Annotated in this window: 14 protein-coding genes; all 14 read right to left on the reverse strand. The window is 41.4% G+C overall.

The features are described from left to right. Nucleotides 1–81: 81 nt before the first annotated feature. The 14 genes from L6773_RS05095 to L6773_RS05160 all read right to left on the reverse strand — a co-directional run bounded on the left by L6773_RS05095 (nucleotide 82) and on the right by L6773_RS05160 (nucleotide 18635). Nucleotides 82–1653: a RagB/SusD family nutrient uptake outer membrane protein gene (locus L6773_RS05095; protein WP_237852776.1), complete on the reverse strand. Its 1572-nt coding sequence runs from the start codon at nucleotides 1651–1653 to the stop codon at nucleotides 82–84. 22 nt (nucleotides 1654–1675) lie between these two features. Then, nucleotides 1676–4828 (reverse strand): SusC/RagA family TonB-linked outer membrane protein, encoded by a 3153-nt coding sequence (locus tag L6773_RS05100; protein ID WP_237852777.1) that lies wholly within the window; start codon nucleotides 4826–4828, stop codon nucleotides 1676–1678. Between the two features lie 264 nt (nucleotides 4829–5092). Then, entirely contained in the window at nucleotides 5093–6469 is a 1377-nt protein-coding gene (locus L6773_RS05105) for a sugar porter family MFS transporter (protein WP_237852778.1), read from the reverse strand. Between the two features lie 6 nt (nucleotides 6470–6475). Continuing rightward, the gene (locus L6773_RS05110; RefSeq protein ID WP_237852779.1) at nucleotides 6476–9133 is read right to left on the reverse strand and encodes an ROK family protein; all 2658 of its coding nucleotides are present in this window, start codon (nucleotides 9131–9133) and stop codon (nucleotides 6476–6478) included. A 66-nt stretch (nucleotides 9134–9199) separates the two neighbouring features. Further along, a complete protein-coding gene (locus L6773_RS05115; protein ID WP_237852780.1) occupies nucleotides 9200–9925 on the reverse strand; it encodes a GntR family transcriptional regulator in 726 nt (241 codons plus the stop codon). A 436-nt stretch (nucleotides 9926–10361) separates the two neighbouring features. Further along, a complete protein-coding gene (locus L6773_RS05120) occupies nucleotides 10362–11213 on the reverse strand; it encodes a DUF5777 family beta-barrel protein (protein WP_237852781.1) in 852 nt (283 codons plus the stop codon). Next, nucleotides 11203–11766: a YceI family protein gene (locus L6773_RS05125; protein ID WP_237852782.1), complete on the reverse strand. Its 564-nt coding sequence runs from the start codon at nucleotides 11764–11766 to the stop codon at nucleotides 11203–11205. Before L6773_RS05125 ends, L6773_RS05120 begins: the two co-directional genes overlap by 11 nt. 19 nt (nucleotides 11767–11785) lie before the next feature. Then, the gene (locus tag L6773_RS05130) at nucleotides 11786–12262 is read right to left on the reverse strand and encodes a c-type cytochrome domain-containing protein (RefSeq protein ID WP_237852783.1); all 477 of its coding nucleotides are present in this window, start codon (nucleotides 12260–12262) and stop codon (nucleotides 11786–11788) included. A 39-nt stretch (nucleotides 12263–12301) separates the two neighbouring features. After that, nucleotides 12302–12760: a cupredoxin domain-containing protein gene (locus L6773_RS05135; RefSeq protein WP_237852784.1), complete on the reverse strand. Its 459-nt coding sequence runs from the start codon at nucleotides 12758–12760 to the stop codon at nucleotides 12302–12304. A 50-nt stretch (nucleotides 12761–12810) separates the two neighbouring features. Beyond that, nucleotides 12811–14169, reverse strand: coding sequence for an outer membrane beta-barrel protein (locus L6773_RS05140; RefSeq protein ID WP_237852785.1), 1359 nt, complete (start codon nucleotides 14167–14169; stop codon nucleotides 12811–12813). A 5-nt stretch (nucleotides 14170–14174) separates the two neighbouring features. Beyond that, nucleotides 14175–14702, reverse strand: a complete 528-nt coding sequence (locus L6773_RS05145; RefSeq protein ID WP_237852786.1) for an RNA polymerase sigma factor — start codon at nucleotides 14700–14702, stop codon at nucleotides 14175–14177. Nucleotides 14703–14816: 114 nt separating this feature from the next. Then, complete coding sequence (locus L6773_RS05150; protein ID WP_237852787.1) at nucleotides 14817–15686, reverse strand: hypothetical protein; 870 nt, start codon at nucleotides 15684–15686, stop codon at nucleotides 14817–14819. 620 nt (nucleotides 15687–16306) lie between these two features. Next, entirely contained in the window at nucleotides 16307–17614 is a 1308-nt protein-coding gene (gene thrC / locus L6773_RS05155) for a threonine synthase (RefSeq protein ID WP_237852788.1), read from the reverse strand. A gap of 73 nt (nucleotides 17615–17687) precedes the next feature. Continuing rightward, entirely contained in the window at nucleotides 17688–18635 is a 948-nt protein-coding gene (locus L6773_RS05160; RefSeq protein WP_237852789.1) for a homoserine kinase, read from the reverse strand. Nucleotides 18636–18669: the final 34 nt, after the last annotated feature.

Genomic DNA, 18669 nt, shown 5'->3' on the forward strand with positions numbered 1-18669 from the left:
AAACGGGTAGGAAAGTAGAGATTATAAAAGGACCCGGTCCATTGTTGACCAGGTCCTTTAAGTTTAACGACCGATATTCTACTAATATCCCGGGTTTTGTGTCAACTCAGGATTTCTCTGTATCTCGTCACTTGAAATTGGATATAACAAGTGTTTTTCCTGGAAAGGTACACCCCTTTGATTGGTTGCACCAATAACGTCAACAAACTCAACTTCCCCGGGATTACTTTCTGAGGATGTTGGATATTTTCTTGTACGTCGAACATCGTCCCATACTTTAAAATCAAGGGCTAATTCACGTAATCTCTCTTTCCAAACTTCCTCAACAAATTCTTGTTCGGAAAGCCCGGAAAGTTGGTTGACAATAACACTTCTGTCAGTTTGCCAATAGGCTCTGTCCCTGACATCTGCAAGATATCCAACCGCTTCAGAGGTAACACCTTCGGTACGGGCAATCGCCTCAGCTGCAATTAATAGTACAAGTGGATACCGAAGAGCATGAAGATTATTACTACCCACACCCGTTTCAAAGACAGCAGCGTCTTCGTGCCATAGATATGGTGCATGTTCACCGAACTCAACTTGTTCACCACCTTCAGTTTCGTAATAATGATGGAACATTTGTTGATTTTGAATTCTGAGATCCATTTCAGGATCAAAGAAATTTATATACTCATCCGTTAACAGATAAGCGTTATATCCATCGGTATATTTTACACCCGGAGCTCTGCTGGACCGTGGGTAAACTAAACTTGGATAAGGGTTTGAGCTGATATTCGCATTAAATTCAATGTCATATATGTATTCTCTTTCAACCTGGGAGTTACGAATAACATTGTATGCACTCTGTTCGGGAGTTGGCCCATTCTGAATGAGTTCATACTCACCTGAATTGATAACAGACCTTGCTGCTGCAGCTGCATTTGCGTACATACTTTCTTCACCCTGTACGGGAAATCCGGCCATCTGCAAATAGACTTCTGCCAAAATGGTTTCAACGAGTCCACGAGTAACCCTGTAGTTATTCATGGGAAATGGTACGGTTGATAATCCACCATTGTCTCTTGCCCATTCTAAATCTGCTATTATCTGCTGATATACAGTTTCAGCGTTATCTCTCGGGACAAATATGCCGCTGAGCCCTTCCACAGGCTCCATCACCAACGGTACATCACCAAAATTCTTAACCAAATTGAAGTAATTGTAGGCTCTAAAGAATCTTGCCTCAGCTAAAAGCCGGTTTGTTTCAGCTTCAGAGAGTCCTTCAATACCGGGAATATTTGTGATAGCTAAATTTGCCCTGGCAATAGAGTTGTAATGACCTGACCAAACTGAGTTTAGCCATTGCGATAAATTAACCGGTGTTAATGACAGATCTTTAACAACCTGAACGCCCACCCTGCTTTCCGGGTGCTCGACTAATCCCGATAAATAACCGCTGCGCATGGCATCTACGCCATCCCAGTAACTTGTGGAGAAGTTATACCAAGAACCTGCTCCGCTTCGATATAGCGCATTCACAGAACTCCTGGCATGTGCCGGTGTCTCATAAAACTGATTTACAGAAATTTGAGTTTCGGGCGTTTCCGTTAAGAAATCATCACAAGAAACCAGTACTAAAAATCCAATAAATATTATTAAATAATTTTTCATGACTTTGTTTCCTTAAACAATTTTAGAATCTGAGATTTAATCCGAGAGTAAATGTTCTCGCCTTCGGATATTGGTAGAAGAATATATTTTGAGCGTGCAAATTGCCGCCCCAGGAAGTTGCTTCCGGGTCATATCCTTTGAACTCATCAGAATGTATTACAAATGCGTTTTGTAAACTTGCAGTCACTCTTAAGCGAGATATCCCAACTGTTTCAAGTACGGATGGGTTAACATTATATCCGAGTGAAAACAGATTACCTCTGATATACCAACCAGGAACGATCCAATGGCTATCTGCCTGTGAATTTTGACCGGCATAGGAGAAGTGACGAATCTGTTGAACCATTGTATCCTGGTTATCAGGAGTCCAAGAGTCGTACAATTGTGTAGCAAGGCCACTGGTTAATCCCATTCTGTCTTCTGATGAATGCAAAAATTGTTGCATTATGTCAGCACCAAAAGAAAACTGGAAATCAATGGTGGCATCAAACTGCCCAAAGCTAAATCTATTGATAAAACTACCAGTCCAATCCGGCAAACCATTCCCAATAATCTTTTGGTTATCGGACCTTCTTGCTTCACCAACCACACGGCCGGCTGCGGCAGCCTCTTCGGGATCATCCCAGGTACCTAATCTTTCAAATCCCCAGAATGTACCAATAGATTCTCCAACTCTGAGGATGGTTTGACTACCAGACACCCAGTATGGGCCGGGAAATATATCTTCATCCTCAACTCCAAGAGATTCTATCCTGTTCTTGTTATAGTTAAAGTTTAAGGTTGTCGTCCAGATAAAATCAGCGGAGCGCGCATTGTATGATGTGATTTTAAAATCGACTCCTCTGTTTGACACGGAACCGATATTATCGGTAATGGATGTAAATCCTGTCGTGGCAGGTATTGGACGACTTAATAACAAGTCATTTGTTAATTTATAATAATAGTCACCTTCAATTAAGATATTCTCATTGAACAAATTGATTTCAGCACCAATGTTGAACATTTGAGTTTTTTCCCATTCTAAATCGGGATTTGGAAGCCGTGTCGGGAATGTAACAGGTGCCCGGTCTCCACCAATCAAAGATGTACCAGAACCAATTGTAGCAAGTGATTGATAAAGGCCAATCTCAGTGTTACCGGTTATTCCGTAAGAAGATCTTAATCTCAGATAATTAATAAAATCAACATCTGACATAAAGTCTTCATTGGTAACAACCCAGGATGCACCTATTGATGGGAAGAATCCATACTTATTATTCTCTCCAAATCTTGAAGATCCATCTATCCTCGCAGTAAAAGTTGCAGAGTAGGTATCATCGTAGGTGTATGTATTTCTCGTAAAGTAGGAATTCATCGTCCAGTCATTGGAATCAGACTGAGGCTGACCGGGACGTGTTGCAACACCTACGTTATTGAACCTAAAGAAGTCATCGGTAAATCCTTGGGCACTAAACCAGTTAGCCCTGTAATCTCTTTTCTGCCAACTTGCACCCAGGACTGAATTGAGTCGATGTTCGCCAAAATCATTCAAGTATGTCAGATAGTTCTCATTTTGCCAATAGAGTGTTTCATTATTGTTAATGTAAACATTCCCATCGGGGCTGCCTCCACAAGAAAACATTCCTACGGGGCAATAGTCATTCATTTCCATCAGTGTATTATCTACACCAAACTGCGTACGAAACTCAAGATTTTCAGCTAATTGTAATGCAGCAAATGCATTACCGAATAAGATGGTTCTTTTTCGCAACCTGTCCGATTTTCTAAGAAGGTGAACAGGATTTGTTTGAGCTTCAAATGAGAATTCATTGTCTTGAATTTGTGTTGCATCCGGGAAACTACCGTCTTCCCATTGAACCGGGAAAATCGGAGGGAATTCAATAATGGTTCTTCTTGCACTCGTTCCACCGCCTCCCTCTTCAATATTATTTTCATTGACTCTTCCTATGGATAAATTTGTACCCATAGAAAGCCAATCAGTTGGACTTGCGTCATACACCAATTTCAAGTTGAGGCGTTCCATGTAGGAATTCAGAAAGACACCTTCTCTGTCGGTATAATTTAAAAAAGCACCAAAAGAAGAATTTTCTCCACCCCACTGAACACTCAACTGGTGATCTTGTGAAATAGCAGTTCTGGTAGCTTCATCCTGCCAATCGGTATCGTAAAGAGGGTTCCCCTGCGAGTCAAACAATCGAGGATCTGTCGGATCTATCACAGGCGGTTCATCTCCTCCATATGAAGGATACTTTGGTGCATTCTCAAAACCAATCCTTTGCACTTCCATGAATTCTTCAGCATTCAAAACATCCATTTTACCGGCTCTCGTACCGGCACTTAAACTGCTTTCATAACCAACAGTTACTCCTGTACCTTCTCTACCCCCTCTTTCGGTAGTAATCATAATTACACCATTGGCACCTCGGGCTCCATAAATAGATGTTGCTGCAGCATCTTTTAACACCTCTACACTTTCAATGTCGTTAGGATTCATAAACTGAATATCCTCTCTTACAACACCATCTACTACGTAAAGAGGATCAGCATTCGCATTTATCGTTCCAACACCTCGAATTATCACCCTGTTACTTCCGGTCGGTGAACCAGAGTTTGTCATAATATTCACTCCTGGAACTTTTCCTCTTAAACCTTGCAGAGCATTAAATGACGGCATTTCTTCAATGTCATCTCCTGAAGCAACCCCAACAGAACCGGCAATGTCACTTCTTCGCTGGACTCCATATCCAACGACTACAAGTTCATCCGTTAAAAAAACTGCTTGTTGCATTTCTATATCAATCTCGGTTCGACCATTTATTGGGATCTCTTGAGTTTGATATCCTATATAAGAAACAACAAGTGTGTCATTTAAAGATGGAACTGGTAATTCAAAATTACCGGATATATCCGTAGTTGTTCCGGTTGTAGTACCTTTCAATACAATGTTTACGCCTGGAAGCGCTTCCTCAGTTTGCAAATCAGTAACGGTCCCTGTAACGGTTTCCTCTTGAACCTCTTCACTTGTCCCACGATCATTACTATTAGCAATCATCGGGGATGTGAAAATCAGAAACAAGACGAGACTACTGATGATCTTTATTCTTAAAGAATAAATACATTCAAATACGCTGAAAATATTTGCGTATAACCTGCCTGTAACTATCTGGTTTTCCATAGCTATTACTTTTGGGTTAATTTATGTTAAGACATCAAGGATTTTCATCCACCTATTATTCAAATAACGGAAATAATCTACATTGTGCAAATGTTTAAACAAATATTGGCTTCTTTAGAACGAGTACAGATATGCCTCAAAAAAGATGAGCTAAGTTGTGAACAATCAGGTAGATGAGCTTGTATTAAATAATCTTAATAAATATAGTTATAAAGGGTAAATAACTGAATAAAAACGCACTTATTTATTAAACTTATTTACTCTCTATTGCCACATTTTTTGAATCTCTTCCAGTGATTTTCCTTTGGTTTCCGGCACCATTTTGTAGATAAACCAAAAAGCAATCACACAAAAGACTGCAAAAAACCAAAAAGTAGTTGAAGCTCCACCCGCTGATAACAACATTGGGGTTAACTGCCCTACAATGGTATCAGATATCCACATCGCCATGATGCTCAAAGCCAGTGCCCGTCCCCTGATTCTATTTGGAAAAATTTCTGATGCGATCACAAATTTCAGAGGACCGATAGAGAAAGCAAAGCAAGCCAAAAAGGCTATCACACTTATTAATAGGAAAACACTGCCGGTAGCACCTATATAGAAGAAATATCCTGTTAACAACAGGGAAATGGTTGCACCTGCTGTACCAAAAAGGTAAAGTGGACGACGGCCCAAACTGTCTACTTTCCACACAGCGATAAACGTAAAAATCATATTAGCAAAACCCAGGAGTATCTGGCTGATTAATGCGTTATTCACTTCCATACCTGCTTCGTTTAGAATTCTGGGCCCATAGTAAATAATTGCATTAATTCCACTGAATTGAGAAAACACGGGCAACAAGATTCCAATGATCAAAGCTTTTCGTAAACCGGGCTTAAACAGTTCTCTGTATGAGCCATCCTTCTCTTGAAGGGTTTGATGAATCTCTTTTTCACTCTGCTGTGCTTTTTCTCTGCCCATGATTCGTTCCAGAACAGACCTCCCTTCACCCTCTCTGTTTTGATTATATAACCATCTGGGACTCTCAGGAATCATAAAAATACCGCCTAAAAAAAGAAGTGCCGGAACTGTTTCAATACCAAACATACCCCTCCAAACTTCATCCACAAAAATGAATTCCAGAAAGGCCCACATATTATAACTGCCTGCCGTTTCAGTAAGATTCAGTACAACAGCGTTGGATATATATGCAAACAATATTCCCACAGTTATAGCAAGCTGGTAGAAGGTTACCAGACGACCACGAATATGTGGCGGCGCAATCTCAGAGATGTATAAGGGTACCACATTTGAAGCTATACCTACCCCTACTCCGCCAAGTAATCTTGCCGTTATCAGCCATTCAAAACTCGGAGCCGCAGCTGTACCCACTGCAGAGAGGAAAAATAGAAAAGCGGCTGTTTTCATGGCAGATCGTCTTCCAAGGCGGTCGCTAAACTCCCCGGATGCACTGACTCCTATGATGCAGCCAATCAATGCCGATGAAACAAACCATCCTTCCTGTACAGCTGTTAAATTAAACTGATCCTGAACAAAAGTAAGCGCCCCCGAAATAACCGCCATATCGAAACCAAACAGGAATCCACCTGTAGCAGCAATCAGGGTTATGAGTACCAGGTAAAATGTATTCCCTTTCAACAAAATCTATTTCATGAATGCTTTTAAGACTTTTGCTTTACCCGCCTCATTATTTTCTATTACATATTCACCGGTTGCGGCGGGTATCACAATTGTTTCTGCGTAACGAAGTGTAATTTTTTGATTGTCGCTGATAAGGTTGACTGATTCACCCTCAACTAAATTCAATACGTGAAATTTGTTTTCTGTATATACACGGATAGATGTTTCGAATTCCAGCCGCTCTGCAGAGTAAAGATGTTCTTTATGGGTAGGCAGGTTTATAATTTCCCAGTCATCCCCATTATCTTTTATTTCCGGTTTACTGATCAATTCCTTCCCGACTGATTGTCCGTTCCGCCCAAAATCCAGGTTTTCCATCGCCCTGCTGATATTCAGGGGCCTCGGGTTTCCATCCAGATCCACACGCTGCCAGTCATAGATTTTGAATGTGAAAATGTATGGTGTGTTGCTGATCTCCAAAACCAAATTATTTTCCCCGGAACAGTGAATAGTACCTGCAGGAATCAAAAACAGATCATGCTGTTTTGCCGGAAATGTCTGTACATATTTTTCGACGTCTGCCTTTTTTCCAGTTTCTTTGCATTTCTCAAATTCATCTTGAAATTGGCCCGGTTTAACATTTTCCTGGAACCCCAGATAAACATGAGCATCCGGTTTTGCATCCAGAATGTAGTAGGTTTCATCCTGGGTAATCAGTTCCCCAAAATTCTCTTTGATATAATCCAATTTGGGATGACATTGCAATGAAAGATTTTGCCCGTCCATTGTATCGAGATAATCAAATCGCAACGGGAAATAATTACCATATTCTTCTGCATGCTGGCCAAGAACTGCTTTATTGTTGTGATACAAGAGAAATTCAAAACCTGCTTCCAGCATGATGCCATCACTTTCAAAAATAATTCCATTTTCAGGGGCAATTATTTCGAAAGACCAGGCATAATTCTCCGCATCGGGATTTAAACCTTCAAACCGTTCTTGCATCCAGTGACCTCCCCAAACCCCGGGTTCAAACCATGGCCTTACCCGAAATGGACTCTCCACCATTTGCTCCAGGCCTTTCCGGAAATAATTCCCTTCGGTCCAGGTAATTGTTTCTGGACGTTGGCCATCCACAAAAATCGTAATCTCCGGCAGCAACTCTTGTTTGTGCTTATTACAAACCGGCCAGTCTACAAAGTAGAACCGTTTGTACATTTTCTTTGCATCATTGGGTTTGGATGCCCCAAGATTGGTTACAGATCCTACCCTGGATCGATATTGAATTTCATTTTTAGGTTGATCTATATAAACAACCGGTCCCTCCCAACCAGCAAGTGCTGCACCTGTACCGTAAAGTATAGAAAGTGTATTCTGATCATGTGAAATTTGCGATAGGGATTCTTCATTAAAATAGTTTTTCATCTTTCCGGGATAATTAAACCCAAACAACGGGTCATCACCACCCAAATATCCCTTAAGCATGCTATCTATCTCATCTTCAGGTTTAAAAGCCGCCTCAATACTATACCAGTGTATATCTGTTCCTGTCGAAATAAATTCACGGTTCAGGTTTTTAATCACCTCTTCCCAAACCGTACCCACATTTCCATCAACGACTATTTGATTGGAGTCTTGCTTGAGGATAAACTCCACCAGTGATTTATACCCAGTATTTATCTTCCCGTCTGAAAGTGGAAATGTAGGATAGATGTCGTACCCATCAGGTTCTTCCTTATTTTTCAAAACCGGAAGTACAGGTGACACAGAGTTCCGTATCGCCTGTGGTTCATCTTTTGATGCTTTGTGAAGATGAGCAGAAGCTCCCAAAAGCGAATATTCTGACGTTTTATCTGCTATGTAGAGCTCAACACTATTTTTGAAATGATCCCGAAATGATTTACTAAAAAGATGAAATGACTGAAAGATATTACCTCCAAAAACGATGCTGTCTACCTGTTTTTCACTGAATAAGTCATTCAAATATTCTGCAAGATTTTCCCCAAAATGATCAAAAATTTCTTGAACTGCCTGGTCATTTTCCGCTTTTTCTGCCAGCTCTTTCACTCCGGTAATTGTATTCCCATTGCCAATATTAATTTCCTTAGCCTGGTTTAAAAACCATTCTGTAGAAAAGTAATCTTCAGCAATTCCATCCCTAAACCTGCTTTTATAAAGGGCATTTTCGTCCAAAAATCCCGAGAATAGTTCTCCCTCCGAATAGCTGGCACTGCCAATTCCAGTACCCAATGTTATACCTAAAACTCTTTCCGACTGTAGACTTTTTTGATACAATACCCCCAACAAAAAAGACTGGGCATCATTTAAAAAAGTTATTTTGTCAACTTTAACTTCTTTTGAGGCCAGCGTATTTATTAAGCTCATTTTCAAATCCAAACCAAACAGAGATTTGAATTTATGATCTATACAGCTGACACCTTTCTTGTAATCAAAAGGGCCCGGTATTGATATCGCAACACCATCAATTTTTTGAGAAGTGGTTAATTGTTTTGAAACAGCAACAATGCAATCAGTTATATCTGCAAGCAGTTCTTCAACATTTGCATTGTTATTTATTGGTTGATGGCAGGTGTATTCTACTTTTTTATTGCCATTTTTAAAATCGACAAGTCCCGAAGTGATATGGCTTCCACCAATGTCAAGCGCTATGTAACAGCCCATTTTCTAAAATGTATAAATGTTTGAACATATAATAGTAGATAGTTATTATTCCAAAAAATTGCCAACTTATTTTCTTTCAAACCGGATTGAGTACTTAAATTTATCACTTCGATAGTAACCAAGATTATATTCGATAGGACGTTCTCCGGCATCTAAAACAAGCCTTTTTCTAAAAAGAATGGGTTTATTTTTTTCTATCTGCAGATATTCTGCAATTCTAATATCTGCTTCAATAGCATCTAATTCTTCTTCTGAATATACCGGAACAACAGAATGCTTTTCTTCAATAATTGTATAAAGAGAGCAGGTATAATCCTCATTTTCATCAAGCTGAGTTCGAGGATGAAACCAAGATACAAAATAAACAAAGGGGGCTATTCGATCCCCGCGCAATCTTTCCAGCTTGAATAGTTTTTTATCCTTATTAACATTCAGTTTCTGATAGACTTCCCCCGGGGCGTACTCAAACTCGGCTTTAACGAAATAATCCTTTACGGTTATCCCCTTCTTCTGCATCTCGTTACGGAAGCTGTGCCATTCAGAAAGTTTGGTGGTTATTGTTCTCTGTGCCAGCACTGTTCCTTTGCCCGGTGTTCTCTTTAGCACGCCCTCATTTACGAGATTCGCAATACCCTGCCTGACGGTATTACGGGAAACGCCAAACTTATTTGCTAATTTTTGTTCTCGAGGTAAAAAGCTGCCATCATCGTATTTACCACTTTCTATCTCTTGCCGGATATAAGATTCAATCTGTTTATAAAGTGGTATACCCGACGTCTGGTCAATTTTCATAGTAGACTTTTCTAACCTTTTTTTTGATAATGACATATTTGCTTTTGGCACTATTTTCAATATCAGACGCTTTTTTAAGCCAACGCAATATTAATTTTAAGTTAGTTAAAGATATGCTAAAGTTGATAATTTTTTAAGGATTAACAAATGAGGCATTGTTAACCGCCAATACTACAAATAAATCTTTAAAAAAACCGAATCCCGAATTTATTTTAACGCGTTTACCGGTTAGAGCTCTATTCCCGCCACTTGAAGGGGCTTAACTGGTAAACGCGTTACTTTAATTAAATGAATATTTAGTTGTTGCCAAGAACCCCGAAATAAAAATCAAAATAATTCAGTATCGTAAATCAACCCCCGGGATTTCACTCCCGGAGGTCGCGTTGGGAAATACAAATCTATGGACTGATTGATTTCCCAGGGCACCAAGGATCCTTTATCGTCCACCCAGGCCAAAAACCCGGTGAATATTAAAACCAAATCGAAAATCTCCCTCCCAAAATCGATCCCGGTTGTTCGCCATAACAAACTGCTCATTATGCCATTGAGAACTGGCAAAGAAGATCTGGAAAACATGTCCGCCGGTATTGATGTTCAGAGCAATGGCCATCGCATCTTCCGTACCCGGATTTCGATCACCAAAAACCGGCAGATATTCTCCGCTTAAAGAAAATTGCTCATTCAGTTCTACATTCAGCAGTACTCCAAGACCCAGCAGATCTTCTTGAGCTTGTCCAAGAGTTCGATTGAAATGAGAATACATAGGGCTTAGCTGAACAGAAAAGCCGTTAAATTTCTTTGCAATCATTAAGGACGTGAAGTAGCTCAGCCGATCCGAAAATTCCAAACCGAGTCCGGAAAGTGTTGAAATTCCGGTGGCTCCTTTCAGGGCAATACTTAGTGGCACTGAACCATCGGTCGTCTGTCTCAACAGGTTCATTTTGGTTGATACATCAACTACTTTTCGAAACGTCATTCGCCCAAGGCCAATTGAAACCCGATCCGTGATCCCGTAAATCAAACCAAGCCTTGTGTTGGCGCCATCATCTAAACCAAAAAAGCGATCAATTCCTCCGTCAACCAAACCAAAAGTATGGAGAACGGACGAGTGAAGATCATTCCCCGATGGGTTAATGGTAGTACTAATTCCCACATTTTTGGTTGCCCAAAACGTATCCTCAACCGGCGTGGAAGTGACTACCCGCTCCCGCTCCAATTGTGCATAACAAACGGCGGGCAGGCACAGTACAAATCCCGTAATCAAATAAATAATGGAATTAGGTTTCATTTGTTTCATCATCCTGTAGTTCAAGTTCTGCTTCAATTCTAACTTCGATCTCCTCGTCAACCCTGTAGAAAAGTATACCGGGTGGTTCAATCTTGTAATCTGCCATATTTAAAATCCAGGAGGCGTTTAGCTGAAGACCGGCACCTGTTTTTTGAAGAGTTCCTTCTACTTCTATGTTTTGGGTAACCCCGTGAATGGAAAAATCACCTGTAACAGTTACATTCTGTTCCTCCGCAGATTCGGGATCATATGAACTTGTAAGCGAACCCGTAAACTCGGCAAATGGATGCTCTTCAACCTCAAGGGTTCTGTACATATCCCGGTCCCGTTTGCCATTCCCTGTATCCAGTGTTTGCAGATCGATGTAGAAATCCACCAGGTTCTCCTCCAAATCAATAAGGCCGTTCAAATGTTCAGATCTCCCGGTAAATGAGTGAAGTGGCACACTCGATGTAAACGAAACACGACCGGTTTCAGTAATATAAGATTGAGCCTGAGCGGTTGTGGAAAACATCAGAATCGCGATAAAAATAGACACTGAAAAAATTTTCATAATAAACCTCACTGAACTTCTAATTATTTTCTGCACCCTCGTCAATCCATTCTCTTATCTGTTCAATTCTGTCTGAAGACAAGAAAGGTCCACCCCGCGGCATCCTTTCACCAATTTCTGGATTAGGTTCGATCTTGTCTATCAGAGGACTGTCATCCGCATTACCGGGCCGAACAACTTGAGTACCGTACTGATCGCCCACACTGTTAACAACATTCTCATAATTATTTAAGCGTACACCACTGTCACTTCTCCCGATGTGACAACTACCACAGTTCTGACTGAAAATCATCTGAACATTTGAGAAAGTCGGTTCCAGTCCGATCTCCTCCGTATCATTATTATCGTTATCATTGTTATCGTTGTTATCTCCAAGAGGGTCGGTACTGCCACCACTACTGCATGATAATATCAAAAGCGGTAGCGACAGAAATATCAGTAATATCCAAGTGCGTGGTATTACATCTGTAAGAGTAAAATGTTTTTGCATCTTCATAATTTTGTTTTTGAAAGGTGGTTAAGGTCTACTATTCAATTACTCTTCTGTAACTGTCACTTCAGCATCCATTCCGGGATGGAAATCACAGAAGTAGGCAAAAGTACCTGCTTCATCGAATGTAAATGAGAAGACTCCGCCGGGAGAAATGCTGCCACTATCAAAAAGTTCACCGGCATCGTCTGCCCCTCTTTCACCACTTGTCACAGTGTGATTTGCATTGCTTTTATTTGTCCATGTAACTGTTGTGCCGGCTTCTACCTCAAGATTAGAAACGTTAAAAGCATTGCCATCCATCCATACTTCATTGGCTTCCTGGTTCTCTACAGGTTCTTCATTTCCCTCATTGTTTTGATTAGGATTATTATCAACAGATGTTGAACTGTCTGACCCACAACCTGCAAATGAAATGAGTAAAGATGATAGAAGGGTTAACATCAATAGTTTTTGAAGTGATTTAATATTAAAGATATTGTGTGTTTGTTTTGTGGTTTTCATAGAGATACAGGATTATAGATTAAAGGATTTGACGGGTGAATCTTGACATTTCACATGCTGAATCGATAGTTAAGCGATAAAAAATTACCAAATGAATAAAGCTCGACATCGCCCCAACCCACTCCCTTTAGTGGAACTTTGATATGAGGTTCGGCTCGGATCGACCAGCTCGGGGAAAGGTCGTACTCAACCCCAATAGAGAAACCGGCATTGCTGAACCAGTGTCGTGTGCCGGTTGCGTCGCTCCATGAACTATCCAACCCCTGCTGATTCCCCTCGTACTGAAACTTGTATTCCTCATTCACCATGATGTATGAGGAGAGCCCGGCAGTCGTGTAAATACGGGATCGGTCAAAATTGAACAGGTTGGCTTTCAGGTTGATTGGAATATCCAAAACCACACAGACGGCACTGGTACGATCCGGCATTACTCCATAGTTCCAGCCTTGAGGAGGATTATATGCATCTCCATCTGCTTTATATTTTACATTTGAAATGGCTATACCGCTGATGACCGAAATATTCTTACTGATAGCATATTCTGCCAAAATACCACCTTTAAACCCGGGACTATCGAAATTGGACATACCGCTGGCTGTACTTAAATCCGGTGAAAGTACAATACCAACTGCAAATCTTGAATCAGTTGCAAAAGCAGATTGATTTGAATTAAAACCATTTTTGGCAGGTAGAGGTGCCGTTCTTATCGCACTTGTCCCGTTCTCAGGATCACCATTATAAGTTTGAAATCTGCTGTATGAAGATGTTGATTTTAAGTCAACCGCTTGATTTTCTGAATGCACGGTTGCAAGCATGGACGAACGATTGGGGAATAGTTCACTCGGCTGAACCGATTGTTCCGGGATGGTTTGCCTTGCTTCTGCAAATGCTCTCCCGGGCAGATGTTCTGGCTCATCAGCTAAAGGTTCATCTTCAGTAACTGTCGCGATCGATTCTGAATCGTTATTGACAGTAGTGCTTGGTTGTTGATCTTGCCCGGTTGTTTCGGGTTCATTCACAATTACCGAGCCTTCACTTTCATCTGCAGCTTCAGCTTCATTCGCCTGATCATTCGATTCAGCTGTTTCCCTTTCAGTAAGGGCTAAATTTTCTTGAGGATTAACAGGTTGATCATTTGGCTGAACCTGTTCAGTTTGATTCAACTGTTCAGTAAGTTCATTTATTTTATTGTGGTTTTGAACGGTGTAATAACCAATCAGGGAAAGAATCAATATAGAGGCAGCTGCCAGCCATCGAAATCGGCGCCGGTAGTAGATCTTCATATCCCGGGCATCCAGCTTTTTCTCGAGCTTCAGCCAGTCTTCCTCCCGATAAGAAATATCATATTCCTCTGCCTTTTTTCTAAAAAGACGTTCAAGGGGATCGTTATGGTTCTGTTCGTCACTCATATCATTTACATTAAATTTTTCTCCAACAATGCTCTGAGGTTGCGCTTGGCTTTAAACAGGTTCGACTTCGATGTTCCCACCGATATACCAAGCAACTCTGCAATCTCCTCATGTTTAAATCCGTCAATCACATACAGGTTAAAAACCGTTCTGTACGCAGGGGAAAGTTTTTGTACCATCTCAATAATTTCATCATAAGTCAGCCCGCTGATAATGGTCTCATCCTGCCCAATTTCCTCAGAACTTTCATCGAGGCCTTCCCAGTTCTGGTACTTTTTATTAGCGTTGAAATGATTAATCGCCGTATTTACAATAATCTTGCGAAGCCAGGGTTTGAACGGGCGGTGGCGGTCGTACTTGCGTATGTTATCAAACACCTTCATAAACGCGTCGTTCAAAGTAGCTGCAGCCTTGTCACGAGAATCCGCATACCGCATGGTGATGCTCATCCCGTAGGCATAGAACATCTGGTACAGCTCTTTTTGATTTTTCCGGTGCCCTTTACGGCAGCCGTCAATTATTTGGCTCAGCAAGACGTTTAGATTTCAGGAAATAATTGGTTGTGATTTTAGAAATTCAAATATGCCTCTATTTAACAATACAAAGGGAGACAGAAAATGGTTGCTTCTAAAAATCTTCAGGTAGTATTATTCTGGTTCGGGTGCTTGTTGAACATCCATGTTCACAATGGGCCATATGCCCGGGTTTGGGAAACTGACACCTTTCGTATCCCCGCGTTCGGTATCCTGCCCAAAATAATAGAGGGGCCATCCTTTGTAGGTTAGTTGCTGTTCTTCACCGTGAACAGAAATTTCACCAAAGTTATCTACATCTAATCCTGTAGGCAGAGATTCAATATCAGTATGATAAATGGGCCAGACTCCGTTGTTGCTAAAATCCTCAGCGGTAAAGTTGTTGGTATTTGCTGCATCAAATGCAAAACTGTAGATCGTTCTTCCCTCTGCATCGGTAAAATAGGTTGTATTTTCTTCGCCTATTTCATATTCGCTGGTGTAATTGTTGCCATCTTCACCAACCAGTTGACCGTTGGCCACCATTAAAGAATAGTCGGGTTTGGCAACAAACCACACACCGTTTGCGCCATCACCGTTAATCTCGCCTGCTTCATTATCATTGGTAAAATAGTAAAGAGGCCATCCGCGGTACGTCGTTTGGGATGAACCATCCGCACGGGTTATTGATCCTACATCCCCTATCTCAATACCATTCCCGGATTCCACATCTTCCGAGTGGAAAACGGGCCAGTTGGCCAGGCAATCACCTTCGCACCTGCTCTCCCCCTGTACATCACGGGCAAAGAAGTAGAGTGCATTTCCATCTGCATCCGCAAGAATATTTCCGTGTGATTGAGTGGAAGTTACTTGCAAATAGTCTTCGTCTTCGTCGGGGCCGGTACTGTCGTCACTACAACCCATAAAACCAAATCCGATAACAGTTAAGATTGCTACAAAGAACACTTTTAGTCTATCCGAAGAGATATTTTTTAAAACTTCCATATTATCATTTTTTGATTATTCAATTAGAAAGGAGGTATCCATCTTGTCATAGATAAAATGGGTACACCATTTTTATTCAGTCTCTATTAGTCCATACAGCAATAAAGAGGAAAGGGTTGCCTCTGGATCTCAATTTTTTTGAAGAAATAAATGTGAAGCCCGGGCAAGAAGCTAATATTTGATGAAAGCTTTTAAGAATTTGCAGGATAAATCCGGCATAGATGTGCCACATCTCTCATTTCCATGAAAAGGTGGATATCATTATTAAACTCGGCGAGAAAGAAAAGGCTACTATTGATCAGTATAAAATCTTTAAATGACTCAAATCACTCAGATTGCTGGCGCAACTCTCTCATTGCTGGCGCAAGTGTCTCACTTGTGCCCTTTTTACTTAAAACAGAAATCCTGTGCAAAACCCAGCACTAAACCAAAGCAACTTCCCGAGAAAATAACCTACGCTCTATCGACTAAGAATTGCTTGAATCCCTCAAAATCACTCCCAATCGATGTTGACTTCTTCGCTAATTGCTGGCGCAAGTGTCCCACTTGTGCCCCTTGTACTTATAAGAAAAGCGTTTTGAATATCTCCACACTATATAAACGAAACCCTGCAAAAAAATTTAAGCTCTATTGATCAAAAACTCCTTAAACCCCTCAAAATCACACCCAATTGTCGTTGACTTCTTCTCTTTTTCCAGCCAGACTTTTAACCGATCCGGAACATCAATCTCTTGGTTGATTTCCGTTTCAATCACATCCCGAAACTTCACCGGGTGTGCCGTTGCGAGTGTAACCGTTGGAATTTTCATTCCCCTTTCGGTTTGATATTCTTTTGACGCCCGATACCCAATCGCTGTATGCGGACAAAGCAGGTAACTGAATTTTTCAAAAACCTCTCGAATGGTTTCGCGGGTTTCCTCATCCGTATAGGAGTAACCGGTGATCTGATCCCGAATGGCTGAATCAGAATCTCCGAACAGATATTTGATCCGTACAAAATTACTCGGATTTCCAACATCCATCGCGTTGGAGATCGTTTGAACAGAATCGCGTGGTTGGAACTGATCACCCTTTAAATATTCGGGCACGACATCATTTACATTCGTTGCAGCCAGGAAATGTTTGGCCGGCATGCCCATCTTCATGGCCAGGAGTCCCCCGGTCAGGTTTCCAAAATTCCCACTCGGCACGGAGAAAACAGGCATTTCTATTCCTTTTTTCTGAAGTACACTCACGGCATAAGCATAATAAAATGACTGTGGTAATAACCGTGCAATGTTGATGGAATTCGCCGAACTCAATTGCATTTTTGAGTTTAGTTCATCATCGATAAATGCCTGCTTCACAAGACGCTGACAATCATCAAAAACGCCTTCCACTTCCAAAGCCGTTACGTTTTCTCCAAGCGTGGCCATCTGCTGTTCCTGGAGATTGCTTACTTTCCCTTTGGGAAACAGGAGACAAACTTTCACTCCATCCACCTTATAAAATCCGTGAGCCACCGCGCTTCCCGTATCGCCGGAAGTAGCAACTAAAATCGTCACCTCCTGCTGATCTTTTCTGGCTTGCTCGGAAAAGAGTCGTGCCATAAATCGCGCGCCAAAATCCTTGAATGCAAGTGTGGGTCCGTGAAAAAGTTCAAGCACAAAATTATTCCCTTCAACGGGTGTAATCGGAACCGGAAAGTTGAAGGCATCATTGATTACAGAGTTGAGTTTTTCATCAGACAACTCCTCTCCGAAATAAGGCTTGGCCATTTCGAACGCAATCTCATTGAAACTCAACTCCTTGAGAGAACTCCAAAATGAATCCGGCAGAACGGGAATTTCTTCAGGCATATAGAGTCCGCCGTCGGGGGCGAGGCCTTTTCGCATTGCCTCGAGAAAGGTTACGGGGTTTGAGTTTTTGTTTGTACTTATGAATTTCATGTCTCAGGATGCAGATTTCAAGTTGCAGGGTACGGCATTTCTCGTCTCATGTCTCAAATCTCAGAACTCAGTTCTAAACTACAGAAGCTCCTTCGGTATTAATTTTTGAGATGTGAAGATTGTATTCCAGGCCAATGCTTTTCAGTACGGTTCCCATTGCTTTCCCAATCTCTTCGGCTTCATCCCGGGATTTGCTTAGCGCAAAAAGCGATGGCCCAGAACCGGAAATGCTGCAACCGAGAGCTCCGTGATGGAGTGCAGCTTCTTGCATCTCTGAAAATCCCGGAATCAAAACAGCTCGGACCGGTTCAATAATTTCATCATGCAAAGATCGGCCAATCAAATCGTAATCATTGGTATACAACCCGGCAATCAGGGAACCCAGGTTCGCCCATTGTGTGACAGCTTTTTGAAGAGCTACTTGCTTCCTTAAAATCTTGCGGCTGTTCTTGGTCTGAATCTCAATTTCCGGATGGATAATTGTGCAATGCAATTTATCAGGAGTGTTAAGTGAAATAACATCCGGTGGTTGATGCGTTTTCACTAAAATAAATCCGCCGATCAGGGCCGCTGCTACATTATCCGCATGAGCCGTTCCGCTGGCTGCAAGTTCTCCTTCCACAGCAAATGGTAACAGATCATGACGTGAGAATGGTTTTCCTAAGAGTTCATTCACGGCAAAAACCGCGGCGGCCGAACTGGCAGCGCTGGAACCAAGTCCGCTGCCGAGTGGCATTTTCTTCTCGATCTCCAGATCAATGCCGAATTCCCGTTCCTCGTCCAATTCTTTCAGCATTGAAAGGACAGCAAGTCCCGCTGTATTTTTTTCAACTTCTTTGGGGAGTTTTCCTTCTTCACCCGAAATGGATGTGATTCGTAAACCGGGTTCTTCTGAATATGATGCGGTTACATAATCTCCCAATCCATGAATGGCAAAACCAAGTACATCAAACCCACAGGCAACATTGGCAACGGTTGCCGGGGCGAACGCTTTGATTTTATTTGGGTTGGATTTTGTCATTGAAACAGATTGAATTACAAATATCGAACAAGGA

This window comes from Rhodohalobacter sulfatireducens (assembly GCF_022012475.1).
Taxonomy (GTDB): domain Bacteria; phylum Bacteroidota; class Rhodothermia; order Balneolales; family Balneolaceae; genus Rhodohalobacter; species Rhodohalobacter sulfatireducens.

Coding starts and splice junctions, on each gene's coding strand:
- L6773_RS05095 (WP_237852776.1), bottom strand. CDS start 1,653: ATGAAAAATTATTTAATAATATTTATTGGATTTTTAGTACTGGTTTCT.
- L6773_RS05100 (WP_237852777.1), bottom strand. CDS start 4,828: ATGGAAAACCAGATAGTTACAGGCAGGTTATACGCAAATATTTTCAGC.
- L6773_RS05110 (WP_237852779.1), bottom strand. CDS start 9,133: ATGGGCTGTTACATAGCGCTTGACATTGGTGGAAGCCATATCACTTCG.
- L6773_RS05115 (WP_237852780.1), bottom strand. CDS start 9,925: ATGAAAATTGACCAGACGTCGGGTATACCACTTTATAAACAGATTGAA.
- L6773_RS05120 (WP_237852781.1), bottom strand. CDS start 11,213: ATGAAACCTAATTCCATTATTTATTTGATTACGGGATTTGTACTGTGC.
- L6773_RS05125 (WP_237852782.1), bottom strand. CDS start 11,766: ATGAAAATTTTTTCAGTGTCTATTTTTATCGCGATTCTGATGTTTTCC.
- L6773_RS05130 (WP_237852783.1), bottom strand. CDS start 12,262: ATGAAGATGCAAAAACATTTTACTCTTACAGATGTAATACCACGCACT.
- L6773_RS05135 (WP_237852784.1), bottom strand. CDS start 12,760: ATGAAAACCACAAAACAAACACACAATATCTTTAATATTAAATCACTT.
- L6773_RS05140 (WP_237852785.1), bottom strand. CDS start 14,169: ATGAGTGACGAACAGAACCATAACGATCCCCTTGAACGTCTTTTTAGA.
- L6773_RS05150 (WP_237852787.1), bottom strand. CDS start 15,686: ATGGAAGTTTTAAAAAATATCTCTTCGGATAGACTAAAAGTGTTCTTT.
- thrC (WP_237852788.1), bottom strand. CDS start 17,614: ATGAAATTCATAAGTACAAACAAAAACTCAAACCCCGTAACCTTTCTC.
- L6773_RS05160 (WP_237852789.1), bottom strand. CDS start 18,635: ATGACAAAATCCAACCCAAATAAAATCAAAGCGTTCGCCCCGGCAACC.